Source organism: Aliifodinibius sp. S!AR15-10, from assembly GCF_031569985.1.
In the GTDB taxonomy this organism is placed as follows: Bacteria; Bacteroidota; Rhodothermia; order Balneolales; family Balneolaceae; genus JAMQKA01.
Genome location: NZ_JAMQKA010000031.1, coordinates 19705 through 46674 on the forward strand (window position 1 = coordinate 19705; position 26970 = coordinate 46674).

19 protein-coding genes are annotated in these 26970 nt (G+C 47.3%); 5 read left to right on the forward strand and 14 right to left on the reverse strand.

Annotation, left to right across the window (positions count from 1 at the left end):
- Nucleotides 1-13: 13 nt before the first annotated feature.
- Nucleotides 14-1150 carry a DUF3179 domain-containing protein gene (locus NC796_RS17510; RefSeq protein WP_310686264.1) on the forward strand — a complete coding sequence of 379 codons (1137 nt, stop codon included), beginning with the start codon at nucleotides 14-16 and terminating at the stop codon, nucleotides 1148-1150.
- A 152-nt stretch (nucleotides 1151-1302) separates the two neighbouring features.
- A complete protein-coding gene (locus NC796_RS17515) occupies nucleotides 1303-1986 on the forward strand; it encodes a DUF3047 domain-containing protein (RefSeq protein ID WP_310686265.1) in 684 nt (227 codons plus the stop codon).
- 372 nt (nucleotides 1987-2358) lie between these two features.
- Here the strand turns inward: NC796_RS17515 and NC796_RS17520 are convergent, their stop codons facing one another.
- The 5 genes from NC796_RS17520 to NC796_RS17540 form a co-directional block, all read right to left on the reverse strand.
- Nucleotides 2359-2607 carry a hypothetical protein gene (locus NC796_RS17520; protein WP_310686267.1) on the reverse strand — a complete coding sequence of 83 codons (249 nt, stop codon included), beginning with the start codon at nucleotides 2605-2607 and terminating at the stop codon, nucleotides 2359-2361.
- A 137-nt stretch (nucleotides 2608-2744) separates the two neighbouring features.
- Nucleotides 2745-3413 carry a cytochrome c biogenesis CcdA family protein gene (locus NC796_RS17525; RefSeq protein ID WP_310686269.1) on the reverse strand — a complete coding sequence of 223 codons (669 nt, stop codon included), beginning with the start codon at nucleotides 3411-3413 and terminating at the stop codon, nucleotides 2745-2747.
- 6 nt (nucleotides 3414-3419) lie between these two features.
- Complete coding sequence (locus NC796_RS17530; protein ID WP_310686270.1) at nucleotides 3420-3959, reverse strand: redoxin domain-containing protein; 540 nt, start codon at nucleotides 3957-3959, stop codon at nucleotides 3420-3422.
- A 198-nt stretch (nucleotides 3960-4157) separates the two neighbouring features.
- Entirely contained in the window at nucleotides 4158-4688 is a 531-nt protein-coding gene (locus NC796_RS17535) for an OsmC family protein (protein WP_310686272.1), read from the reverse strand.
- 498 nt (nucleotides 4689-5186) lie between these two features.
- The gene (locus tag NC796_RS17540; protein ID WP_310686274.1) at nucleotides 5187-5876 is read right to left on the reverse strand and encodes a hypothetical protein; all 690 of its coding nucleotides are present in this window, start codon (nucleotides 5874-5876) and stop codon (nucleotides 5187-5189) included.
- 82 nt (nucleotides 5877-5958) lie between these two features.
- Here NC796_RS17540 and NC796_RS17545 point away from each other — a divergent pair, with 82 nt between their 5' ends.
- Nucleotides 5959-6630, forward strand: coding sequence for an HAD family phosphatase (locus tag NC796_RS17545; protein ID WP_310686275.1), 672 nt, complete (start codon nucleotides 5959-5961; stop codon nucleotides 6628-6630).
- Nucleotides 6631-7135: 505 nt separating this feature from the next.
- On the opposite strand, the gene NC796_RS17550 is transcribed toward NC796_RS17545, so the two are convergent.
- The 4 genes from NC796_RS17550 to NC796_RS17565 form a co-directional block, all read right to left on the reverse strand.
- A complete protein-coding gene (locus tag NC796_RS17550; protein WP_310686276.1) occupies nucleotides 7136-8887 on the reverse strand; it encodes a RagB/SusD family nutrient uptake outer membrane protein in 1752 nt (583 codons plus the stop codon).
- A 37-nt stretch (nucleotides 8888-8924) separates the two neighbouring features.
- Nucleotides 8925-12371: a TonB-dependent receptor gene (locus NC796_RS17555; RefSeq protein ID WP_310686278.1), complete on the reverse strand. Its 3447-nt coding sequence runs from the start codon at nucleotides 12369-12371 to the stop codon at nucleotides 8925-8927.
- A 50-nt stretch (nucleotides 12372-12421) separates the two neighbouring features.
- Nucleotides 12422-13504 (reverse strand): FecR domain-containing protein, encoded by a 1083-nt coding sequence (locus tag NC796_RS17560; RefSeq protein ID WP_310686280.1) that lies wholly within the window; start codon nucleotides 13502-13504, stop codon nucleotides 12422-12424.
- Between the two features lie 227 nt (nucleotides 13505-13731).
- Nucleotides 13732-14352, reverse strand: a complete 621-nt coding sequence (locus NC796_RS17565; RefSeq protein WP_310686282.1) for a sigma-70 family RNA polymerase sigma factor — start codon at nucleotides 14350-14352, stop codon at nucleotides 13732-13734.
- Nucleotides 14353-14762: 410 nt separating this feature from the next.
- On the opposite strand from NC796_RS17565, the gene NC796_RS17570 reads away from it, so the two are divergent.
- On the forward strand, nucleotides 14763-15809 hold the full coding sequence (locus NC796_RS17570) for an arabinan endo-1,5-alpha-L-arabinosidase (protein ID WP_310686283.1): 1047 nt from the start codon (nucleotides 14763-14765) through the stop codon (nucleotides 15807-15809).
- Nucleotides 15810-15848: 39 nt separating this feature from the next.
- Nucleotides 15849-16943: an arabinan endo-1,5-alpha-L-arabinosidase gene (locus NC796_RS17575; RefSeq protein WP_310686284.1), complete on the forward strand. Its 1095-nt coding sequence runs from the start codon at nucleotides 15849-15851 to the stop codon at nucleotides 16941-16943.
- A gap of 1178 nt (nucleotides 16944-18121) precedes the next feature.
- Here the strand turns inward: NC796_RS17575 and NC796_RS17580 are convergent.
- The 5 genes from NC796_RS17580 to NC796_RS17600 form a co-directional block, all read right to left on the reverse strand.
- Entirely contained in the window at nucleotides 18122-19732 is a 1611-nt protein-coding gene (locus NC796_RS17580; protein ID WP_310686285.1) for an arabinan endo-1,5-alpha-L-arabinosidase, read from the reverse strand.
- Nucleotides 19733-19965: 233 nt separating this feature from the next.
- Nucleotides 19966-21672, reverse strand: coding sequence for a GH39 family glycosyl hydrolase (locus NC796_RS17585; protein WP_310686287.1), 1707 nt, complete (start codon nucleotides 21670-21672; stop codon nucleotides 19966-19968).
- Nucleotides 21673-22339: 667 nt separating this feature from the next.
- A complete protein-coding gene (gene araA / locus NC796_RS17590; protein ID WP_310686288.1) occupies nucleotides 22340-23842 on the reverse strand; it encodes an L-arabinose isomerase in 1503 nt (500 codons plus the stop codon).
- A gap of 239 nt (nucleotides 23843-24081) precedes the next feature.
- Nucleotides 24082-24783, reverse strand: a complete 702-nt coding sequence (locus tag NC796_RS17595; protein WP_310686291.1) for an L-ribulose-5-phosphate 4-epimerase — start codon at nucleotides 24781-24783, stop codon at nucleotides 24082-24084.
- A complete protein-coding gene (locus NC796_RS17600; protein WP_310686292.1) occupies nucleotides 24780-26486 on the reverse strand; it encodes a ribulokinase in 1707 nt (568 codons plus the stop codon). The genes NC796_RS17595 and NC796_RS17600 overlap by 4 nt, the downstream gene beginning before the upstream one ends.
- Nucleotides 26487-26970: the final 484 nt, after the last annotated feature.

The following is a 26970-nucleotide window of genomic DNA, read 5'->3' on the forward strand; positions in this document are numbered from 1 at the left end:
ATCACTTTATACCATGTTATCAACCATAAAAAGAATATTAATCCTACTTCTGGGAATCGGAATATTCGGCTGCACTATGGTCTCGGAAAATGGAGAAAGTGTAGGTGGGGACAGCCCTTTCTCCGGCCGGTGGTTTTCGAGATCAGGAAACTGGTTGATTCCAAATGACGAAATTGTTGATGGAGGAGCTGGAGCCGATGGCATCCCGTCTATCGACGATCCCCAGTTTCAGCCAGTCGGCAGCCCGGCTACGGAATATATTGCCGACCGAAGACTCGTGATCGGAATTAAGATCGGAGAAACCGTCAGGGCCTACCCACACCAGGTCATTGCCTGGCATGAAATTGTAAACGATCAAATTGGTAATACAAATTTTGCCCTCACCTACTGTCCGTTGACCGGTACAGCCAGTGGCTGGGACCGAACAGTTAACGGAGAAGTCACTGAATTCGGAGTCTCCGGCCTGTTGTTTCGTAACAACTTGATTCCCTATGACCGCAATTCCAATAGCCTCTATTCACAAATGCAACTGCGCGGTGTTCGTGGTGATCACTCCGGGCGGCAGGTTACAGCTTATCCGCTGATCCAAACGACTTGGGAAACGTGGAAAAAAATGTATCCCAACTCACAGGTGCTAACCACCAATACGGGATTTGATCGTGATTACCACGGTTATGCCTACGGCCAGGAATATCTCGAAGAACGATCGGAGGCCCTTTTCCCTATCAAACATCGAGATAACAGCTTTTTTAACAAGGAGCGAGTCCATGGAATCATCGGCGGTCCCATTGATGAATCAGGTGAGCCACCTCCTGTGAGAGTATTTGTTATTGAGCAGTTTGGAGCCGGGGTCAACCTGGTTCACGACCAAGTGGGAGACTTACCGGTCATCGTTGCTGGTAGTACGATTGACCAGTATGCCGTTTCTTTTATGCGGCGAACCGAAACCAGTGATATACTTGAGTTTACTGCGGTGCAAGATTCACTTCCTGTGATTATGAAAGACCAGGAAGGCAACAGATGGGACCTGTTTGGTTATGCTGTTGAAGGACCCCGAAAAGGAGAACGCCTGATCCCCGTTCGTTCTTACTCCGGATACTGGTTTGCCTGGCATGACTTTTATCCCCACCTGGAAGTCTATCAGCAGTAATTATCTCCCGATTAAAATTTTACAATATACCGGTATGCTGATATTGGCTGCCTTTCCTAAAATTGAAACATCAATCTAACTCAACACAATCATTCATGATTCGTATCTGAATTGTACTTCTTTTCGCCGGTATTCTGTTCCCACAAATTGCAATGACTCAAGATCAGATCATCCTGCCGGTAAATCAATACGATGAAAGTTCGGATCCCAAACAGGAGGAAGAGAATCCGCGGTGGGCGCCCATGGAGGTGAAAGCAGATAACCGTACAGAATATTCCAAACGGCAGGACAAGGAGGGCAATACCGTAATTAGGGCAGAGAGCAAAAATGCGGCCTCAGGTTTGATTTACAAGGTAGACATCGATCCATCTGAATACCCGGTTATTGAGTGGCGGTGGCGGGTTGACAACATCGTGGAGGGGGGAGATGTCACCAAGAAAAGCGGGGATGACTATGCCGCGCGAATCTATGTTACCTTTGATTATGACAAAGCCAACCTTGGTTTTACAGACTGGATTAAATACATGTTCATAAAAACGTTTACCTCCTACAATATACCGCTCCGGGCCATCAACTATATCTGGGCTAACGATACCGAGAAAAGCCGGATCGTTCCAAATCCCTTTACGGACTGGGTTCAGATGGTGGTAGTTAGAAATGGCAGTGACAAACGCCGGACATGGATTACTGAAACAAGGAATATTCTGGAAGATTACCGCAAAATATGGGGTGAGGATCCCCCGAGGATATCGGGCGTGGCCATTATGACCGACACTGACAATACTGGCGGAGAAGCGGTAGCTTGGTATGGTGACATAGTATTTAAAAAGGAATAACCGAACATGCAGACTTCTAATGGCAAATATGTGAAACCGAAATCGACAATTTAATTACTGACTAATTTGGCTCATTTGGTAGTTTTTGAAGCAGTGTGTACTAGCAGCACGGAGGTCCCAAATTGTATATAAAAGCATACTACGGAAAAGATAAACGACTGAATCTGATAATTTTTATCTAATAAACTCTTCAAGTTGAAATACGGAATACCATTTAGAAAGAGGAAGGCGTTTCCGGCCTCCCTCTCTGTCATTGTGGATGGTCATGAAGTAATGGTGACTTCAACCTTTTGTTTTACGGCATTTCCTTTGAAAGCATAAAGCAGCGATACAGCAATAATCAATACCTGGAATTCCATTCCTCGTCCTCCATTATTTCCCATATTGCGCGTGGATCATTACTGCAGTAAACAACAGGCCCGAGAGTCGTGTAGCCCAGTCGGGACCAAAACCACCCCAAAGCATAAGCAGGGCTCCTCCTACTTCAACAATACCAAGCGTCAATACCATGATAAACGGCATCCCCATCATCGCCGTAACATCACCTGTCATCGCAATTTTGGGGAAGCCGTGATAAATGAGATTGCCGCCAAAGAAAGCCTGGGAAGCCAGTGTGTGCAATACCCGATAGTTTATTTAATTGATCCATTTCATCCCTTTTGGGTTCGTAATTATTCGAATGTATTTATAAGATGATTTAGGATATAAATGTCTTACTAATTACTATCTTTACTTTGGAGATACACCCGTCGAATCAACTAAATAAGTACCAACTGGTAATGGATTACATAAATACCAGCAAGGATGAGCAAAACACCAGTAACCCGTTCCATATGAGGTAGGATCTTTCGCAGGTACTTCATCAGCAGATCTTTGGCAAACGTGGAAAGCAGAATGGTGGCAATCATCATGCCGCTCAGTCCAACAAAATAGGCCCCGATGTAAGAGGCGCCCTGCCAGGCTGTAGGCGCGGCCAACGCCTGCGTGGCGACCACCAGAAACAGGGGAAACAGGCAACCCAGCGCGCCGATGGCGTATGCGATGCCAAAGACAAAGGCTTCTACCGCTTCTGTTTGCTCGGTGGCGTTGTTCATGTTCAGGGAAAATGAAACATTTTTACCCATAACCATCAGAATGCCGAGCACAATCAAAACGACTCCCATACCAATGGTGATCCACTTCATGTAGTCTTTTAGCACCTGGGCGGCGGCAATGATCATCCCGCCCGCAATGGCATAGACCACCAGGATTCCAAGAATGCTTAGCAGAGCCAGTTTAAGCCCGCGGTACAGCCGCCTGGCTAGTGGGGGATCATCTTGTGAATTCCGCGAGATGAACGCCACGATATAACCGGGGAGCAGTGCAACGGCACAGGGTGCCAGAAAAGCCAGCACCCCCTGCATGAACGAAAAGGAGATAAAATCCATCGGAAATTAGCTCACTATCTGGTCGAACAGTTCGCGGTACTCTTCCTCACTGAGGGCAGTCTTGTTTTTCTGAAATACGATGTTGCCCTCCCGGTTGATGCCTACAGTCGTGGCCTGACTCTCTACGCCAAAATCGACCATGATGTCAGGATGTCCCCAGGTGGTTGGAAAGGTAAACCCTTCCTCTTTAGCCAGCTTGGTCATGACGTCCCGGGTATCGGTCGGATCAATACCTATGGCCACAAAATTCAGTTTGTCTTTATAATCCGGATACACCTTGGAAAGTACCGGCCAGTTTTTGGCGCAAACCGGGCACCATGAAGCGGTGAAATATACGACCATTGGCTTGTTTTCTTCGAGAGATTGTTGCAGGCTTACGGTATTTCCTTCAATCGTGGTGACTTCAAAATTGGGCGCTTCTCTTAATTCTGTTTCACTAGCTGATGATGAGGTCTGTTCGTTGGAATCTGATTTTTTAGAGCTACAAGCCATTGCCAAAAGAGACAATATGACGGAAAAGACTAGAATATTCGTTGATTTATACATTGTTGAATTGAGAGTTAGTGGGTTGTTTAGATTATTGAACAATTTTTCCAAGTTCGGTTACCTGTACTGATAATATGAGAAGCGATTGTCTTACTACTTTTTTTATCTGAGTAATACCGCTGTTGAATAAAGCTTCATTTTTTTAGAACAAACCTGTCAGATTTTGGAAACCTGACAGGTTTAAGAATTATGTGCCTATTAATTGGCTACCGCTTTGGTATGCTTTATTGTGCCAGAGATCGGGGCGCCGTTGGCAATGTTATCGAACATGGGAGAGTTTTTCTCGGCAGCCGCTTTGATCTGCTGTAGCGTCTCCTCATCGGCATCGGTTTCAACTTCTACCTCGTAGTTGATCTCGGGAAATCCAGGACGGACCCCATCATCTATATCGAGGTATCCCCTTAGGTCGTATGGTGCGGACACCTTGATCTTGAGATTTTTATAGTCGATGTCATGAAAGTTGGCATTGGTAACCCAGCCTATAGTTAGGCAGGAGCCCAGTGATGCCAGCAACAATTCCATCGGGTCGATGCCTGTATCACCGCCGCCCAGAGGCTTTGGTTCATCTGTGGTTATTTCAAAGCTGCGGGCCTTGTTGACGGCCACCGCTCCGTCTTTCCAGATGGTAACGGATTCAAATTTACCTTTTCCTTTTTCAGGATCCTTAGAAACGGCTTCCTTGGTTTGGGTGTACGTATCGATATCGAGTGTTTGGCAAGTACCAGACATAGTTATTGTTTTTTTGATTGTGGTTAGAAATAAAAAAGGCCTCACCACAACTCAGTGTGATGAGGCCGTAAGTGAGATTCAGATTTCGTTAGATCTTAATACACATACCCCCATCACATGCTGTGATACAACAGCAGCAACCGTTCAAGGTGATATGTATAACTAAATGCATTGTTGTTTCTTTGTTTTTTCTAATGCTTCAAAAATAGGCTCTAAAAGCATCTAAAACTAACACGCTGCATATCTAAAACCACTCTGGAAGATGCGCTATTATCTATGACGACTGAAGAGAATAAAGTCTTACTAAAATTTTTAAACAAGTTCTGCCGTAACAAATAGGACTCAGCCCAATACAGGATGCACACTTGACTTTCCCGATTGCAGTTCTGGGATACCTCTGTACTCATTTTCTATTTTCAGCATGACTGTGAGAAGCCTTTTTATTAAAAGAGAACAACCCGTCATTAGTTGCTCTCCCAAAATTATTTCAGATATTAATTAAGGTAGATGAACCGCAAACTGTATATCACGACAGGTGTTTGGTCCATGTGTTCCAAGTTCTTCAGGAACCGGAGGCAGGCCGGGATCAAAGATTGGTCCACAGCCAGCGTTAAACGAATGCAGCATCTCACTTACTAATTCGGGGATTTGGAGGCCATGGGAATGAACGATAAAATGTATCTCGGCTTTCTTGGCATCCCTCAATCCAGGAGAAGGCAGACCCAGCCAAGCTGGAAATATAGATCCGCTGTTATCTCCCTTGTTCCTGTGACCAGCGAAAGTGGCTTTACCCGAACCACCTATGACTCTGCCCGCAGAGTAAACCACATCCACATTGGCATCAAGATTGGCCAGGTCGTCATTACCACAATCATCCGTACAGTTTTCTGGATTATTGAATATGACCATCCAAAGGGTAACGACCGTTCCGGGTTCCAGCTCAGTCGTTTCCAGGGTAAATGACACACCGTTCGATGTACGAACCAACCTTGATGAACCTACCTCATTCATCCCTTCAAACGTATATACATTCGAAATAGAATGAGTAGCGGCATTATGCATTTCCGTTGCCAGAGGCTGCAAATTCTCAGTTCCAGGCTTTGGTGCAATGGGTGCTTCGGATTCACAACTCAATAACACCCCTATCACTGAACTACCTTCATACACTAATAAAATTCGCGTATCCAAAGAATTATTCACTTGCAAAAGCTTTTGGTATATTTCGAACCTTTATAGCACGTTATAACAGACAGGCAAACACAATCCCTTTATGATGGACATAGATTTTGGAATTCTCTTCGATATGGATGGCGTGATTGTTCACAGCAATCCCGCCCATAAGAAGGCAATCAATATTTTCTGCGAAAATCACAAAATTGAAATTTCTGACGATTACCTGAGAAACAATATTTACGGGCGGGCTAACAAGGAATGGATTCCCAAAATTTTCGGAGATATCTCCGAAGAGCGAATGCAGGAACTGGCTGATGACAAAGAGCAGATTTTCCGTGATATTTTTGACCCGGAGAAGATGCAGGTGCCGGGTATTATCGATTTCCTGGACCATCTTAAAGAAGAGAAAATAAAAATGGTGGTGGCTACTTCAGCACCGGGAGCCAATGCAGACTTCATTCTCAACAAACTTGGAATCTACGAGTATTTTGATGCTGTTCTCGACTCCTCTCACGTCACCAACAGCAAGCCGCATCCCGAGCCGTACCACAACGCGGCCAAGTCCATTGGACTGACCCCTCCGCAGTGTGTTGTCATTGAAGATTCCGTCTCTGGCGTACAATCCGGGCTGGCAGCAGGAGCCATCGTTGTGGGTGTGGCAACCACACATACTCCGGAGGAACTGAGCGACTGTCACCTGGTCATCGAAGATTTTGAGGATTTTACCCTTGACCATTTAATTGGCTTGATGGAACTGGCAGAGAATTAAAAAAATGAGTTCTGCTTAAGAATTACTCAAAATAATAACTGTCATCGTTCACCCATTGGAACCGGGATGGCAGGATTAATGGATTTTCGGGTTCTCAAGTTCACTTCTTGTACAAACATTACATCCTGTTCATCCTCTAATCCTGTAAATCCCGGTTCCAAGTGCACCCTCAATCTTTTTGCTCACCGCCGCTGCTATTGATGCTCCTTAATCTACTATTGCACCCTACAAGCACATGTGTTATAAGCTCTCCTCTCGAGGGATTCAGTGACCCTTCGGGAGCAATCTCAATGACAGTTTCCGACTTTAAAAGGGTTAGGGCAGGGAGAAGTCGGGTATACCTGCTTTATTTTATGTGACTCTTCAATAGCTCTTCCTTAACCATTCAGCCTGTATCTTTGGTGCCATTCCGGTAACAATACTTAATTATATAAAAAATGGCTGCAGATAATGAAACCTGCAGCCATTTTATTTTAAAGCTTTTTTAAAAGCGAGAGTTAAGTTTTTAGTAACCCGGATTTTGAGACAAGTTGGGATTTAGGTCACGTTCACCTGACGGTATGGGCCACAAGTAATCCCGCGGTGCTTCGAACGAACGTGTATGTTGCCCTGGCACAGGGTCGAAGCCTCCATTTCCGTCGGAGATGTCAATACCATGCACATTGCCGTTCAACACATCTTCTGCTGTCTTCCATCGGCGTATATCAGCAAGATGCAGACCCTCCCAGGCCAGCTCGATGACCCGTTCATTGCGGATAAAGTCGATAGCCTCCTGCTGGTTCATCGAAGTTACGTCTTGAGGCATCGGCAGGTTCACACGGTCACGGATCTCTTGAATCGCGTCGTTAGCGGACTGATCCAGTTCACCCAGTTCAGCCTTCGCCTCCGCATACATCAGCAGAACGTCGGCATACCGCATCTTTATAATATTGAGACCGCTGTTACTCGGGGAGGACTCATCCTGCGGATCCACATACTTCATAGCGACATAGCCCGTATATGTGTTATTGTAATCAGATATCAGAATCCGGTCAATACTCTGGCTGCAGTAGCCATTTGGTGCTGGCGATCCCTCACCACTACAAGGTGGATACGAGTTATAGGTGACGCCGTTGAATTCTTGGCCCGGGAACAGGACGGTACCGTAAAATCTCGGGTCACGGTCTGCGTACATACCCATCGTCTGGACGTTAGGGTTCCCGTCGCCATCATAAGTAATTTCCGGCGGTGTTGGATCATACATTGGAGACTCATCAATGGGCTGTCCATCTTCCATGGGGAATCGATCCACAAGCTCGCGGGTCGGTTCTACATCCACATTACTACCCATAGATTTTGGAGCAAATCCCAACCAGGCCCACCAGCCATTCTGACCGGCAACTTTCTGGTAGTCGAAGATGATCTCCTGGCTTTGCTCACCGGCATAAGTAAAAAGCTGACGGAAGTCGGGATGCAGTTCGTACTCACCGCTGTTCATAATGGCTTCAGCCATGTCTCTGGCAGTGCCGTACAGTGTACTTGCCCGAGACGCATTACCCTCGTGGTGTTCCTGCCAGCCAGCCTCGTACAAGGCAGTGCGCGCATGATAAGCCATGGCAGCACCGCTGGTGGCACGTCCATACTCTGAAGAGGCCAGACCAGAACGGGGCCGCAGAAGATTTGCCGCTTCTGTCAAGTCCGACGTAATCCGATCATAGACTTCTTCGCGAGAAGAACGGCTAACGCTGCGTGCCTCCTCCACAGTGGGTACGCTTGTGAACAGGGGAACCTCACCAAACATCCACAGCAACTCGTGGTAAAAGTAGCCACGCAAAAACAGAGCCTCACCACGGATACGATCCGCCGCTTCGCCCGAAAGCACGTCGCCTCCTACTTCATCGAGCTGTGCCAAAATCTCGTTTGCACGGCTGATTCCGGTAAAACTCCGGGACCATATGCCTGCCGACCAGCCAGAAAGGGCATTGGCACGTCCCATGACATACTCATGCTGACGCATCCAGTCGGCGTGTGAGTAGCCAATATCAGTAGTCCCGTCAAAGTACATCGGGTTTAGGTCAACGCCCACCATCCGTTCATAGGCACCGTTGAGCGCTGTGTTGAAGTCACGCTCATTAGACCAAAAGGTTGCTGACGAAACCCTGTCCTGAGGTACAGTAGTCAACAAGTCATCATTACAACCTGTGATCCCAAGAGCGATACATAGAATCAGTATGCCTGAAAACAATACATTCGGTGTCTTGGTCATTTTCTTAGTCATAATCTTAGTTTTTTTATAAATCATTCTCTTGGTCATTTTAGAAGCTGATGTTAGCACCCAGGCTAAGTACCCTCGTCTGAGGATAATAGTCACCAACCGTCCATGGATACTCTGGATCAAGACCGATGCCCAGATTATTCTTCATCCACAGGTTTTTGCCTGTTGCATACAGCCGTACTCGCTGAATGCCGATGCTACTGGTAATGTCCGTCGGCACTGTATAGCCAACCTGTACATTACGCAGCTTCACGAAACTTCCGTCCAGTATCCACCAAGAGTTCGTCGTATAATAATTTCGGTTGTCGTTGGAATAGTAAGCCGGATGACGGGCATCCTGGTTGTCCGGCGTCCAGTAGTCTTTGTGCCACTGTGAGGTATAATTTTCCCACACAGGACCCTGTGCGAACCCGAGGCCCAGGTACTGGTCGCGCTTGCCTATACCCTGCAGGAATGCACTGAAATCAAAGTTTTTCCAACCGACGTTGATGTTAATACCGTAGATGTAGCGCGGGCTTGGATCACCTATCACTTTGCGATCTGCTTCATTGATAACACCGTCACTGTTCTGGTCCTTATAAATAATATCGCCCAGCCGCGCCGGATCTCCGGGGACATCCGCATGGTTGTCAATCTGCTCGTACGAACTGTACAACCCCTCAGCCTCCAGGCCATACCACGCATTAATGGGCGAACCTTCCTGGATCACTCGTCCTCCAAGGTTACCGCCCTCGATGTAAGGTCCGGTATCAACCAAGTCAACAACCTCGTTCTTGTTATCGGAAAGATTGACATCAATACCATAGCTCACTTCGCCGATATTATCCTGCCACCCAACAGAAACCTCCCAGCCTCTGTTTTCAACGATCCCCGCGTTTTGGAAGGGGGCATTAAGACCGACCATGTTGGGTATTGATAGCGGCAGGAGGATATCCTCGGTGCGCCGTTGGTAAATGTCGCCCGTAACGCTCAGGCGGTCTTCCAGGAATGAAGCATCGAATCCCACATTGGTAACCGTAGTCGTTTCCCACGAAAGCTCCTCGTTGATCAGATCCGTGGCAGCACCGCCCACTGAGTTTACACTACTGGCGTTGCCCATGTGATAAGGGATACCCAGGTCGATGGATGAGTAGTACGAGTACAGCGGCACGTCTTGGTTACCAAGCTGTCCCCAGGATCCACGAAACTTCAGCTCATCAACCCATTCAACATTGAAGAAGGACTCCTCGGCGACCCGCCAGCCGAGCGAGAAAGACGGGAAGAACCCATATCGGTGTCCTTCAGCAAACCGGCTTGAACCATCGTAGCGAGCGTTAAATTCAAATAGATAACGACCCATAAATTCGTAATTGAGCCGACCGAACGCCGATCGAAGTGCCCAGCTGTTTGCAAAACCACGGGTCCCGTCATTCGTTTCGTTACCCAGATCCAGCTGGCGAAGGTCGTTATTGTAGAACTGGTCTCGCCACGCCCGGAACTCTTCAAAGTTGGACTCAGTCTGTTCGTATCCAACCACACCGGAAACCTCATGGTTTTCACCAAATGTATGGCCGTAGTCAATCAGGGCACGGAGAGTGGTCTGCCTGTCTGTGTAAGACCGGTTCTCACCCCGGCTGGGACCCCAGTAATACCCATTATACTCGGGAATGAGGTTGGGTTCGGTCACAAACCGCTCCCAGTCCATGCTGCCATAGTCAAAGGATGCGAGCGTCTGTAATTCTGCCCATGGAGTTATTTGGTAGTTCAGGCGACCGGTCATGGTGCCTTCCCATCGGGTATCCTGTCGGTTACCGCTGACCTCCGCGGAAGCAAGCGCACTGCGGCCAAACAGGTTCAGACCGTAGCTACCATCGGAATAGCGTGTTCTAATTGTGGGCGGGGTATCGTGAATAATGTAGAAGTTCGCGGCCCAATCTTCAGCCGGAATAATATTCCAGCTGCGATTAGCTGAAACGTCCAGGCCACCAGAAATGTCATCAGTCAGCTGGAAGTCAGTATTGAGGCGTACACCATAACGGTCATGTCCCGTGTTCGCCATCAGTCCCTCTTCTTCCATGTAATTGAGCGAGAGGTTGTAACGAGCATTAACATTTCCTCCAGATACACTCAGGTTATGGTCCTGGATGGGTGCCCGGTTGAAAATTTCGTTCACCAATTCGTTGTCAGGGTACTCGTCCGGTTGATCTCCCGCGATTGTGTTCTGGATGTATTCCTCCGTATAACGGGGAGCGTAGTTCGGATTTGATCGGCACTCTGCTTCGGTTTGATTACCCTCTCGACCGTCGAGGCACGATTGCAGGAGGTTTGACCGGGCTACGTTAGCGAGTCGCATATGCGTTTCCGTATCTACTCGATCCGGCCAGGATGTGATGTCCTGCGTGCCATAGTATCCGTTATATGTAATTTGCAGATCACCGGCATTTCCTCGCTTGGTGGTAACTAAAATCACACCGTTCGCTGCCCGTGACCCGTAGATGGCTGCAGAAGCGGCATCTTTCAGCACCGAAATGCTCTCTACATCTTCCATATCTACATTGGAGAGATTTCCCTCGATACCGTCGATCAGTACCAATGGGCGGGAAGCTGAAGCACTTCCAGTATCACCGCCACGACCCAACGATCCCTGACCGCGTACCAGCACATCTAACACGTTGTTCCCGGGCATGTCGCCTCCATCAAGAATCTGCATTCCCGGCGCCATACCTTGCAGTGCGTGTGTAACAGTGGGAACCGGAATTTCGGCCATCTCATTGGTTGAAACGGATGAAACCGATCCCGTCAGGCTTTCTCTTTTTTGCCGGCCGTAACCAACAACTACGAGCTCCTCACCAGCAATGGCACTGGTCTGCATCTCAACGCTAATATCTGTTCGGCCCTGAATGGGAACTTCCGTAGTTTCGTAGCCAATAAAAGAGAACACCAGCGTATCCTGTAATGATGGTACTGTCAGCGTATAAGAACCCTCCGCATTGGTAGAGGTCCCTGTAGTGGTTCCTTTAACAACAATATTAACCCCGGGAAGCGATTCACCGGTAACGCCATCACTGACTGTACCCGTTACACTTTCCATCTGGACAGCTTTCTTTAACTTCCTTTGCTCATAAAACGGGACTTTTTTTATAGCATACTGCTGTTCCGACTCCCGCGAGTATGTTAGCCCATTCCTGTTCAGAGCCTGGCTCAACATCTGACCCAAACTATCGGCCTGCAACAAAGAAGCTCTCACATATTTCCCTTTAAGTATATTTGAATCGTACAGGAAAGACACGTTATAGCTTTCCTGGATCTGGTTCAGGGCTGCTTCAAGCGATAACATTTTTGTACTGCTGACAAAAAAAGTGTTGCCACTTAGCTGCCTGGAAGTGTATAGTTCCTGGGAGGCATCCTGGGCAATGGCCCTTGAGACCATTGACATGCTTCCCAGCAAAATGGCACACAGGAATCCTATTGCCACCCTACTAAACTTTGTATCATTATGAATTTTCATGATATCCCTTATTTCGGTTATAATTATGCTTGTGTTTATGCCTACTTATCTCAATCCCTATTTTCTTTCCCTATGTATACTATTTCCCCATCTATCTCGACAGGCGTTGATAGCGTTTGAGACAATGTTGACAGAATTACATTCATCTTGGAATTTTCGATCGTACCGGATAGTGTCCGCTGTTTAAGCGCCGGATCCTTAATTTTTATTGTAACACCAAAAGTGTATTCAATCCTTTTAAGAACCTCCGGCAGGGGCGTGTGATCAAAGACCAAATCCTCGGTTTTCCAAGAGGTGTAAACAGCTGTATTCACCCACTTCACCAGGAGTGTATCACTTGTATTGTCAAACTCAGCCATATGATTTGGCTTCAGGATTAACTGTCTCCGCTTCTGTTGTTCCGCCTGGTAGGAGGTCACCTCTACCCTACCCTTCTCCAATACCACCTGCGTTTTTTCGTCTCTTGTCGAAACCGAAAACTCTGTCCCCAAAACCCGGACTGAACCATCCTCTGTTACAACTCTGAATGGAAATTGGTTTTGACTGGTTCTTTCAGAAACACTGAAAAATGCCTCCCCTCTCAGGTTTATTGTGATATCGGTAGGATTTGCCGAACTGACGCTGTATACCAATTCGGAATTGGAGTTAAGGTTAATCAGCGAACCGTCCCCCAGTTGTATCGTCTTTTGTTCCCCATAATCGGTGAGCACTCTGCGGTTGGTAACTACATTTTCTGATTGTGAGCCACTGTTATCCTCCGAGTACCCAAGGTAGACGGACAAACCGGCAGTAAGAATTATCAGAAAACCAGCCGCCATTCTATATATCCATTTGAGATCAACCATTTGCCCACTACTTTCCTTGGGTGCTTTATGGTTGACTATCTTTCCCTCCGGGTTTAACCTTTTATTAAACCGGCTCCACGCCTTGTCAGTGTTGGGACTAGTGTTGGGATCCAAGGTAAACCCTGCCATCTCTTTCATGGCATTTCGGGCCAGAACACGGTTTTCGTCTGTCTCCGTCACCCAATGATCCCAATATTCTTTTTGACTTCTAGAAGCCTCACCCCGAACCCATTTTCGGAATGAATCAAGCTCCAATAATTCTTCGATAGTATATCCCTGACTGTTCACTATCCCTATTATTTTTCATTGTATTTAGGTATTTCTATCTAAATAGATGGATGGGAAACTAATTTGTACTAGAAAAAAATCTGTTTTTTTCAGATCTACTAAAAGGATAGCCTGAGATGCGTTAAACACACTTTTTTACAGGTAGAAAATTAAACGAAAGGATACTCCCTTATCCCTGAGTACTATTTAAATCATCTAAATTGCTGCACACAGAGAGTAATTACAGGTTAGATGACAAATGCCAATAACTGAAAAAGAAAACAGGTCAATTGCGCGGAAAGTAGCGTGCTGATCATTTTTTCGGAAGGCTTGTTTATCACTTCATCCAGCACTTTAAGAGACTCGTAGACATAGTTACGAATGGTCTGATAATTCAGGGATGTTATTGTCTCAATTTCTTCATAGGTCATCCCTTCATAATATCGCAGATAAACAATCTCTCGCTGACGGGGCGTCAACTCATCCATTGCCTTTTTTAATGCCTTTCGTTTAGCTTGGTCTCTTTCTCTTTGAATGATGATCTCCTCAACAGCAAACTGCATCCTGCTGGTCTGCTCCCCCAGTTCTGCATAGATCTCTGACTTTCGTGAATCCCTGTTATTTTGGTTGATAAGTCTTCTTCGCAGGGCGGTCCAAAGGTAGGTTTTTACACCGTTAACGTATCCCAGGTTATCTCTTCTCTTCCACACCCTCAAAAACAGCTCCTGGATATGATCTTCCGCGATAACTTCACTACCGCAAAACTTCACTCCATAACGAAACAGATCATCATAGTAACGCCGGAATAACGCTTCGAGAGCATTGCGATTCCCTTCTTTTAGCTGATTCCACAATTCAGTGTCAGTCATAGAACATCCCCACTTCGGCTTTCATCTTTCCCTAGATAATCCCAAGCCCTTCTTTTGTGATTTATCGTAAATTCCCTTCCCTATTTTTTAACAAACGCGTAAGCTGACAGCTTCTCGCGGTGAAAGGCATGTATTAAGTGTAAATATTACGTTTAACACGTAGTCAATTTATCAATTTTCTGATTAATATCAAGAAGAATGACCAACAGCGGTAAATATTTTGGACGTCACAAAGTGAGTAGACCTTCATCTTTGAAAATTTTCTTTAGCACTTGATACTTTCGCAATATTTGGGTAATTCGAATAGGTGTAAAATAAACACTTAGTAATTTGTTAGGGAACCAACGGACAGGATGCGCAAAGCATCTCTATGTCTTCTATCTATTTTTATTAAAAAAAGCGGGTTAACCATGATAAATAATCGGGATTATGTATCCACCGGATCTGTAAAGAAAACTTTTTTAGCCTACTGTTTTGTTGGACTGATATTAATTGCTACAGGGGGTGATGCAGAGGCACAAAACAAAAAAATTTCTGTTCATGACCCCGTCATGATCAAGCAGGATCAAACTTATTACCTGTTTGAGACAGGGAGAGGCATCTCCGTTTGGTCATCCACTGACATGCAGAACTGGACGGAACAAGAACAGATTTTTGATTCTGCTCCCGAATGGACCTACGAGGTAAATCCAGAATTTCGGAATCACATGTGGGCTCCGGATATCACCCATCACGATGGCACGTACTACTTGTATTACTCGGTCTCTTCTTTTGGTAGAAATGCTTCGGCCATCGGGGTTGCCACCAACACAACACTTCATCCTGATGACCCCGATTTTGAGTGGGTGGATCACGGTCCGGTAGTGGAATCGGTGCCGGGGCGGGATTTGTGGAACGCCATCGATCCCAATCTCACCATAGATGATGAGGGCACACCGTGGCTGACATTTGGTTCCTACTGGCTGGGGATGAAGCTGGTAAAACTGCAGGACAACCTAACGCACGTCGCTGTCGATACAGCGGCAGAATGGCATACCATAGCAGCCCGACACCGCTACTGGAAGCTTGATGAGCGGGATGCCGGAGACACGGAGAATGGCGACATCGAAGCCCCGTTTATCTTCAAAAAGAATGGATATTATTACCTCTTCTCGTCCTGGGATCGCTGCTGTGCCAATGAAAAAAGTACCTACAAAGTGGTCGTAGGCCGATCAAAAGATATTACTGGCCCCTACCTGGATCGCGCCGGCAAGGATATGCGGCACGGCGGGGGCACCCTGGTTATCAGGGGCAATGAGGACTGGGCCGGTATCGGACACAACTCGGCCTACACCTTCGATGGCACCGATTACCTGGTGGCCCATGGATATGACCTGTCCGATGAGGGTCGATCCAAGCTGATCATGCTGGAAATTGAATGGGATGAAGGAGACTGGCCCCAGGTATCCCTCGACTGATTCCAACACCAAAAACAGAACTTATTTATATCTACCACTATGAATTCAAGAAACAGTTCAGTATTCGTGTTAACAGTAGTTTTAATGTCAATCCTTTTGCTGGGTGAAGGTATTGTTAAAGCCCAGCCCCGAGATGCAACGGTCCACGACCCGGTGATGATCAAACAGGATGACACCTATTATCTTTTCCACACCGGCCAGGGCATTTCGGTAAAATCATCTACCGACTTGAACAACTGGACGGAAGAGGACCAGGTATTTGAATCGACTCCTGAATGGGTGTTCAAGATACTGCCGGATTTCGGAAATCATATCTGGGCCCCGGACATCGCCTATCACGACGGCAAATACTACCTATACTACTCGGTCTCGGCTTTTGGGAGGAACAATTCTGCCATCGGCGTAGCCACCAATACAACGCTCCATCCCGATGATCCCGACTTTGAGTGGGTGGATCACGGGCCGGTAGTGCAATCGGTGCCCGGTCGCGATATGTGGAACGCCATCGATCCCAACCTGGCCTTCGATGATGACGGTACCCCCTGGATGACCTTTGGATCGTTCTGGATGGGACTTAAAATTGTAAAGCTCAAAGATAACCTTACTGAAGTGGTTACTGATACGGCCGAAGAATGGCACACGGTGGCTGCCCGTCACCGCTACTGGAAACTAGATGAGCGGGATGCAGGAGACTCTGCCAACCCGGAGCTGGATTACGAGGAGCTCTATCCCGACGATATCCTGGAGATGAATCGCAATATGGAGAATGGCGCCACCGAAGCTCCTTTCATCTTTAAGAAAGATGGATATTACTACCTCTTCATATCTTGGGATCGCTGCTGCCGGGGTGTGGAAAGCACCTACAAAATTATGGTGGGGCGATCGAAAGATATTACTGGCCCTTATCTCGACCGTTCGAATAAAAAGCTTATCCACGGCGGAGGTACACTCGTGGCCAAAGACAATGATGAATGGGCTGCGGTAGGTCATCCAGCCGCTTACACCTTTGAGGGCACCGATTACTTGGTATTTCATGGATATGATATTTCGGAAGACGGGCGCCCAAAACTCTGGATTTCAGAGATCACCTGGGATGAAGAGGACTGGCCCCAAATATCTTTGGAAGGAAACTAATATAGTGCTCTGTCAACCCTTAAAATTCAGGTATGTTGGAACACGGATGATACTGGTTCTGCGGATTACCGAGGAATATTTAAGGAAAGGTCAAATGTCGAAAGTCCAAAGTTGTAAAGGTCAAAGCTCCATCTATCAGTCATAATGCAAATTTTTGTTTGATAGTGAAGGCAGTGACAATTTACTGCGCTTGTGCTACGACCTGCAGGGATTCTCTGTACTCGAGGTACATTGGATTCCAAATTACCGGATCAGGACGGAAGAAGAAGCTACTAGCCTTAAACACAAATGATGTCCTCTACCTAGACCAATTGCCCTTGTCGTAGAAAGATCTCTCATTCTATTCGAGATGACGGTTCAGGGGGAGGGCCATAATGTTTAAAGGACGGTCAGCAATCACCAACCAAGCCCCTACCCGCTAACGTCATTTTGACCGTCAGGGCTGTGTCCGCCTACCGGCGGAAGAAATCTTTCCTGAAAAGAGCTCGGTTTTGAATTGAATCATAAAATGGGACACTGCCTGAATATGCTTTTGGGAGCACCAGTATGAAAGGCGCGTAACTGGAGATAGCGCTATACTTAAGATTAGCGGCGCTGTTTCCACCCTTGCCCTTCTCCGAGGAAGATCTCTCATTCCGCACGCTCCATTCGAGATGACTGTTCTGGGGTGGGGCTATTATATTAGAAGGCGGGCAGCCATCAACAACCAAGCCCCTTCCCGTTGTCGTCATTTCGAGCGTAAGGGAGAAATCTTTCCTGAGAAGGTCTCGGTTTTGAATTGGATCATGAAATGTGACGCTACCTGATATCCTTTTGGGAAGCACTTACGAGAAAGGCACATAACTTGGGATAGAGCTTTATATCAGCTTAACGGCCTGTTCCGTCCTTACCCTTGTTCAAGGAAGATCTCTCCCTCCGCAAGCTTCGCTCGAGATGACTGTTTAATGGAGGGCATTTATATAAGAAAGCGGGCTGTCGGGATTGTTTCAAGACAAAAGGGACACCCCTTCCCGTTCATTTAGCAATTCTAATATGCCTGCTACCTTAACGTGATTAATATTACTTCTGCCTCCTATCCAGATAGTTATCTGCTTTAGATCCAGATTACTATCTGAATTCAATTAAGACTACGATGAAAATACAAACCTCCTCCAAGAGCAGCAGAGTTCATTCAATAATTACTCTACCCTCTTCCCCCAGACAGACCGGCCGGAAGTGGTAAGGCCCGCATAGGTAATAGTGGTGCGTCTTGGGGAAGCCTCCCAATTCCACGCAGTATCAATTATGAGTTCTGTATCATTTACGGTCAGCGTTTGGGAGTCCTTATCATAAGACCACGTGCCACTCAAGCGCCCTCCCAGCGTATGATCCTCATTAAACTTCACGGTATATGGAGTTTGTATGGTTTGATATTGGTAGTTCAGGGTAACTTCTTCCCAGGTACCCACAATATCCTCTTCATTTATCTCAATGTCGGGAACCGCGGCATAGCGTTCCGGTACCACCACCGGCCAGCCACTTTCTGTCCAATAAATTTCTCGCACTTGTCCCATCATAATAGCGTTTGAGGCGTTGATGCCCCCCACATCTCGTGGTAAACGACCCTGCGATGAATAGAACCATTTTCCAGTCTCCGGGTCCTGGAAAATTGAGCAGTGCGAAATGCCCACCCAACCGTAATGCCCGCTAAATTTATATGGATGAGTTACGATAGGCCAAGCCTCTGCCCCTTCGGTTACATTTCCGCCGTCAATACCGTGATAGGGTCCAGTAATATTCCTGGATCGGGCTACCCGCGTGTTATAGGCTACCGACAACTCATCATAGGCTAAAAAAAGGTAATAATACCCAGTTTCCTCGTTATAAATAATTTCTGGAGCCTCAAGGCCTTGCCACCTGTTGGAATTGACATCCCCACGCCCGGCGATTCGTATCCCGTAGTCCTCCAGGTTATCGAGTTCAGAAGGCTTACCGGTTGCAGGATCAATCTGAACGGCAGCGATGCCCGAATGCCAGGAACCGTAAACCAGCCAGTGCTCTCCCTCCGGGGTAACTACATAGGACGGATCGATCGCATTGTATTTAAAATAAGCACTCCAGTCTGAGCCTCCATCCCGATGGTAGGATTCCTCACCATCTGCCACAGAGTGGATCACCATTCCCTTGTCTTCCCAACTGTTGGCGGAAAGGTCGGTAGACTCGGCAAGCCCGATAAACGCGCGTTCTGTCCAGTATTCGGTATTATCAGATCCAATGATCGGGTTCGTTATCACCACGCTGTAATATAGTCTGTATATATCATTTACTTTTGTTATATGTGGTGCCCAAAAGCCATAATTTGGATCTTCGATTGGCGAAAGCGGTGGATCCATTTCTGCCCTGATACTGTTTAACGAATCCTTTACCCAAGGCTGGACACTTTGAAATGCTGCACCCAAATACTCCCAGTTCACCAGATCTTTCGAACGTCGGTATGGATAATTACCATGCCCTTGATGCGCATTTCCATAGGAGGCATTGGTTTGGTACATGTAATAGTAATCGCCGTCCTTTACAACTGTTGGATCATGGACATTCGCCAGATTCCACTGTGAACGATCTGTCCATGAAGCGATCGGAGTATAATCATCAGAATATGTAGGTCCCTCGAAATCCTCGATGATGCCCTTGTATTCCTCTTCCTGTTTTTCCTCTTCATCGTCGCTATCTACACCAGTGCTATTGTCTCCGCAGCCAGTCAAAAGACCGAGAATGAATAAAGTGATGAATGTAGATTTTAATAACTTCATGGTTGCTGATTGAAAATTTACATTTTAGAACTGAAACAGGTTTATGCCGTGTGGTTAACACTTTATCCCATAGCCACCTGTTTCCCCTGGATAACTTTAACAAGCGGGAGCACTAAGGCTACATTTTCGGCTTATAAAAACCACCTTGCATGCAAGCCGATCATTAAACGATTGCCAACTTGCACCAAGGTGGTGTAGGGAGAAGATCCATTCAAGAACTCCATTTTCCTCAATTACCACGTAAGCTTAAGGAAAGAAACGCCCTGGCGGGGTAGTTCAAATGAAACCGTAGCATTTCCACCCGAAGTCTTTATCCATTCTGGAGAAGTTAGCAGGTCAAGCTGACCAGAATCTTCCAGTTTTTTGTACTGTTCGCGCGTCACCTGTTGTGGTGCCCCCATCTCACGCCATACGGTGTAGGAGTTGCTATGATCTCTGTCTACGCGGTAATGGTGAAGCAGTACCTGTGGCGCATCGATGTTGCTCAATTCTATCTGCACAGGAGCATCCGGGGCAGGCAGATCGTCATCATGATAATTCCATACCATGATGTACATCGCGTTGCCTGTTCTACTGGCCAGTGCATTGATATCGGACTGCTTTCCGCGCACGCCCTGCTCAATTACTTCATGTGCCGTGATTGGGTCGTCCTGGCCAACTGCCAGCCGATCTCCCTGCATCATGCCGAACATGCGAAATATATTAAGCACCGGCTTGTCCACTCCATTTGTAGACATAGAACGGAACCCGTCGAACCAAGGCTTATTCTCAAACTGGAATGACCAGCTCAACGCCCCTTCAAAGTTGATTCCATATTGATCTGCCAACTCATACATTTTGGCAAAAGAAGAAGCGGTATAGCTGGCATACATTACCCCGTTTCGGTAGCCATTGCCACGATAGCCTGATGCAAAGGAACAGGCAGCGCATCCTTCCGGGTCGGCTTCTCCAATTATGATCGGCAAGTCTGGAAATTCAGAGTTAGCCACAATTTCAAAACCCTTGCTCACATCCTGCAGCTGGACGCCCATATCCATCCTAACGTGGCCATCGACTTCATCAGGGGAACCCTTGGCGTGATAAGATATAAAATCGATGGGCGCCCCGGTTTCCCCGGTGGCATAATTTGTACCGTTGGCACAGTGTTCCAGGAAGTCGCGGAGCCATCCTGCGGCCTGGTCCCATCGAGGTCCGGTGGTGGTGGGACCTCCAACTCGGGCGGAGGGAAGAGCACGTTTTATCGCATCGACGGTATAATCGTAAAGTTTAAAATATTCCTCCTTGGTTCCCTGCCAGTAGCCGATGTTCGGTTCGTTCCAGGGCTCCCACCACCAGGTTGAAACCTCTTCCGCACCGTAACGCTCCACGCTGTGACGAACCCACTGGTAGACCAACTCAGCCCACTTCTCGTAATCTTTTGGCGGTTGTGACCATCCGGTATAGATATCTTCATAGGCATCGCCCGGCGACCAGTAGTGCCGGTATGGTTCCGGCTCAGATGACAACGCCTTGGGCATAAATCCCACTTCCACCAACGGTTTCATACCCCGTTCAATATAGGTATCCATGATGCGGTCCATAACCTCCCAGTTGTAGACCGGATTGCCCTCCTCATCTTCAGTGTATACGTCTGTGGAGCCCCATTTGAGAGCAGCTCGCGGTCCCTCGTCTGTATTCAGCAAGTTGTGGGCACGGACATAGACTGGTACCGGGCTTAGCTCCGCAATTTCTGTCAGCAGCTTTTTGCCGTTGGGCATGTAGGTGTAGTTTGGCTCATCATATCCCCAGTAGGCCCACATCGGGTACATCTCCCCGATGGTGTTTTTGGCATCAATGGCCAGTGAGGTGGTATCCTGCTGAGCGGTAGCCCGGAGTGTCATTCCCAGTAATATCAGCAGACATATTGTTGCCGTTAAAAGAGAGCTTATTTTATTCATCATATCCCCATTTATTTATTGTTGGAAAGGCTTTAATGCCCTGTCGGATCATAGGATGTTCATTTTTACAAATGAAGAATATCCACCCACAACCAAGAAATAGATTCAACATGTTTTATCATAAAACCCAGTATTAGTATCCCTTTTGTTCCGACAAAACGGATCCAAAAACGGCCGGCTGGGATTCATTCGTCTGGCGGCACTCCGCTTCGGCTAAAAGAAATCTAGATATTTACACTTTCAGGCTCATCTTTTATTATGAGCTTTTCAGCATTTCCTGATTCTACTGCAATTCTGACACAGGATTTCTTTCTAAACGCCGCCGCTACGTTTGCCCGGGTCGACTCATGAATCGCTAGGCCGGAAAAACAAAATCATTAAATTTGATCTCCTGAACCCCGCGGATCCCAAACAGCAATGATTTCTTTACGCTTCAGCTTCACTCACTTTCCAGCGAAATTACATTTGGGCGGAAGACAGACAATGTTAAATGATGAATTATGTATGTTGTATTCCATGCACCAACATTCAACATGCAACCTTTAACTTTCAAACTTTTACGTTGAACCTTCCGACCTTAGATCTTCTGACTTTCGACTAACTATCAACACCCAAACAATTCAACATTTCAACGTCTCAACACTTCAACAACAAAAGACTTACGACCTCACTACCTGATCCCCTTATAGTTTCCGTAATACACTTCATTTGATCTCAGCTGCTGTTTGAAATCATGGATCTCGGTGTCTTCATCAATAACCACACACTCAACACCCAGCATCTCGGAAAAATCCCGAATATGGTCTACTTGCAAACTCTGGCTGTATGAAGTATGATGCGCGCCACCGGCCAGTATCCATGCCTTGGCCGCAGTTTTAAGTCCCGGTTGGGGATCCCATAACACGCGCGCCACCGGCAGGTTGGGCAGATCAGGAGTTTCTACCGCTTCAACCTTGTTCACCAACAGGCGGTACCGATTCCCCAGGTCGACCAGGGAAACGTTCAGCGCATCACCGGCCGGGGCGTTGAATACCAGTCGCGCCGGGTCTGATTTATCACCAATTGAGAGCGGATGTACCTCCAGTGAGGGCGTTCCATCTGTTATTGAGGGACATATCTCCAGCATGTGAGCCCCAAGCACCTGCATCTGGTCGGGATTGAAATGATAGGTGTAGTCCTCCATGAACGAGGTCCCACCCTCTAATCCATCGGCCATCACCTTGGTGGTACGAACCAAGGCTGCGGTCTTCCAGTCACCCTCGGCACCAAAACCATAGCCCTGTTCCATAAGTCGTTGAACACCCAGACCGGGCAGTTGCTCGAGGCCGTGCAGGTCTTCAAATGTGGTGGTAAAAGCGCTGAATCCCCCCTCTTCCAGAAAAGCTTTGATTCCCAGTTCAATCCGTGCCGCTTCCTTTACAGCGTTATTGAAATGGTCATCTGATAGGTCATCAGAAGCTATTTTATACTGCTCTTGATACTCATCAACCAGGTTTTCCAGATCACTGTCAGCAACACTGTTTACATATTCAACCAGGTCGCCGACCCCGTAGCCCCTGACATCCATACCCAGCTGTACCTGCGCAGTCACTTTGTCGCCTTCGGTCACGGCCACATTCCGCATATTATCGCCAAAGCGTGCCAACTTCATGTTTGCAAGCTCATCTTTACCAATAGCGGCCCGGGTCCAGGTTTCCAATTCTTCGATAACTTCGGGATCCTGCCAGTGACCTACAATCACCTTCCGGTCGATTCCCATTAAGGTATTGATAAACCCGAACTCCCTGCCGCCGTGAGCCGACTGGTTGAGGTTCATAAAATCCATGTCAATCTCTTCCCAGGGGATATCGCGGTTAAACTGGGTATGCAGGTGTACAAATGGTTTGTCCAAAATTTTGAGCCCAGAGATCCACATCTTAGCCGGCGAAAACGTGTGCATCCAGGTTATCAGTCCTATACAGTTGTCCGAACTGTTAGCCTCGCGGCACAACCGCTGTATGGCATCAGAAGTGGTGAGTACTGATTTAAAAACTATTTGAACAGGGGATTGAATATCTTCGGCAAGACCTGCCGTTACTTTTTTTGAATGCTCCTCTACCTGTTTTAGGGTTTCTTCACCATACAGGTGTTGACTACCGGTGATAAACCAGATCTCTTTCTGTGCTTGACTCATAAATTGTGTCTAAATTTTTTCATTAGTTAAATCAGAATTCTGCTTGCAGAACTCAACCCACACCATCCCACTGAAGCGGGACAACGATCCCCTCCGAGGAGGGGACATACATTAGCCAAATTGTCAATAAGTAAACACCAACTTAAAAAGGCAGAGTTATTCCCCTCCCACGGAGGGGTGCCGCAGCGTAGCAAGGCGGAGTGGGTTCACAGAGACTATTTTAGTTTCTCTTTCCCCCATCATTCCTGTCCGTAGTAGGCCTTATCGCCATGCTTGCGTTCCCAATGTTTTTGAATCAGGGTATCTTTCAACCGGGGAGCATCGGGACGAATCTGTAGTGAGAGGTACGCCATCTTGGCCACCTCTTCCAATACTGCGCTGTTATAAACCGCCTTTTCTGCAGTCTTTCCCCATGAGAACGGCGCATGATTCGCCACGAGCACCATTTCGACCTCTTCATATGAGAGATCACGATCTTTAAACGCATTTATGATTTGATAGCCGGTCTGTTCCTCGTAATCTCCTTTGATCATCTCGTCACTCATGACCGGGGCGCACGGAATATCTTTGGTGAGATGATCGGCATGGGTGGTTCCCATAATGGGAATATCCTGCTGGGTTTGCGCCCAGGCCGTACCATAAGTTGAATGTGTGTGAACAATGCCACCGATATTTTCCCAGTGCTTGTACAAAACAGCATGGGTTTCGGTATCTGAGGAGGGGCGCATGTCTCCTTCAACGACGTTGGCGTCGAAATCAACAATGACAATATCTTCCGGGTTGAGCTTCTTGTAGGGCACTCCACTCGGCTTGATGGCAAACACTTCGCGTTCGCGGTCTACTGCACTGGCGTTGCCGAATGTGAACAGCACCAGGTCCAGCTCGGGTAGCCGCATATTACTTTCATAAGCGATTTCCTTGAGTTCCTTAAACTCACTCATTGAGAAATTTTCTCCTGTTTGTATTGCTTTTCAATTCGATTTTCAATGAAATTTCCAAGAGACAGGTACCGCTGATAGAGATCTTCATAAGCCTGCACCTTATCCGGTTCGGGTTCATAAACCTCTCCAAAGCCGTTGCCCATCGACTCCTTGGCCTTTGAAACACTCTCAAATGATCCCGCTGCAGTGGCAGCAAACATCGCCGCACCACGTGCACAAACCTGGTCCGATTTGGCTATCTTGATCGGCATATCCAGGATATTTGCCAACGTTTGCATAACAAAAGGGGATTTCTTCGCTACGCCACCGAGGCCGATGATACCCTCGATGCGGATATCCTCATCGCGGAACCGTTCGACAATCGCCTTGGCCCCGAAACAGGTAGCTTCCACGAGGGCTTTGAACACTTTCGCCGCATCGCTGCCCAGATCGAGGCCTTCAATAGTCCCTTTGAGCAGCTGATTGGCATCGGGCGTTCGGCGACCATTCAGCCAGTCGAGAGCAACAATACCGGTGTCAACAGTTTCTATGTTAGATGCTTTTTCGGTTAATACGGGAAGCAGCTTGTTTTCCGCTTCTTTAATCAACGATTGCTTCTGCTCATCAGACAACAGGTCGCTCTGGCTAATCAACTCCTTGAATGGATCCAGTATCAAATCCCTGAACCAGGCATACACATCTCCAAAAGCGGACTGCCCAGCCTCAAGGCCCACCATGCCCGGGATAACCGAGCCGTCAACCTGGCCGCAAATGCCCTGCACAAGATTGTCCTGTACGTCTTCATAAGGAGCCACCAGGATATCACAGGTTGAAGTGCCCATCACTTTGCTGAGAAAATAGGGCTCAATCTCGCCGCCTACTGCTCCCATATGGGCATCAAAAGCTCCCACTGCTATGACAACATCCTCCGGCAGGCCGAGCTTTTCCGCCCACTCTTTTGAGATGGTGCCGGCCGGTTCATCAGAAGTGAACGTTTTTTCGAACAACCGCTCCAGAACCCCGGCCAACAGCGGATCCAGCTTGGTCAGAAATTCTTCACTGGGGAGTCCATCAAATTCTTCGTGCCAAAGTGCTTTGTGTCCCGCTGCACAACGGCTGCGTTTCATCTTGTGGACATCAGTTTCACCGGTAAGCTCGTAGGGAATCCAGTCGCAAAGTTCGACCCAGGAATAGGCCGCATCGCGAATCGTCTCATCTTTGCGGAGCGTGTGTAGCATTTTGGCCCAGAACCATTCGGAGGAATATATCCCACCAACATACTTGGTGTAGTCCTGACCGCCCCATGTTTTGGCTAACTCTGTAATTTCTTCAGCCTCTTGGACGGCTGTGTGATCCTTCCATAGAATGAACATCGCGTTGGGGTTTTCGGCGAAATTATCCTTAAGAGCAAGCGGTGTCCCCGACCGGTCGACTGCAACCGGTGTGGACCCGGTCGTGTCCACTGCAATTCCTTTGACTCGGCCAACTACTTCATCGGAAACACTAGACAAAACCTCCTTCAGCGTATTTTCGAGCCCCTCAAGATAGTCCAGCGGATGCTGCCTGAATTGGTTGGCGGCGCTATCACAGTACAAGCCTTTTTTCCAGCGAGAGTAGTGATGTACAGACTCTGCTAATTGATTCCCTTCAATATCAACGAGAACTGATCGTACAGAATCAGTCCCGTAATCAATTCCAATGACGCATTCATTCTCAGATTTCATAGTTCCCTTTTATTTTCCCACAAATTATACAAACCTGTTCCATCAATAACCTTTACCAGTTAGAAATAGCCTCAAGATTAAAGAATAGATGATCAAATAACGCTTCTATGATCTCCGAATTCTGTGCATCCTGCTGGAATATATCCTCCCGCTGATTGAGCAGATATCGCAGATAACAAAACCTAACCGGTAAATAGGTTTATTAATAAGTGTAAATTAAACGCTTTTCTTTTTCAGGTACAAATATTTCCTCGTTTAACTTCTCCAGACCCGAACCTAGAATTTCAACGGTTTAAAAACAAGATTTCCTCTGTTATCTCGATTCCAAATTATTTTGAGTTAGCCTTATCTCGAACACAGGTTAATTAATAATCCCATGCTTGGTCCCTATGCTCTGCGTTGGGACCTGTTGGGACGCTCTGCGTCCAGTATAACCTAGGGTGCCACAGAGACGCGGTGTGTCAGAGGGGCTTCCGCCGCAGAG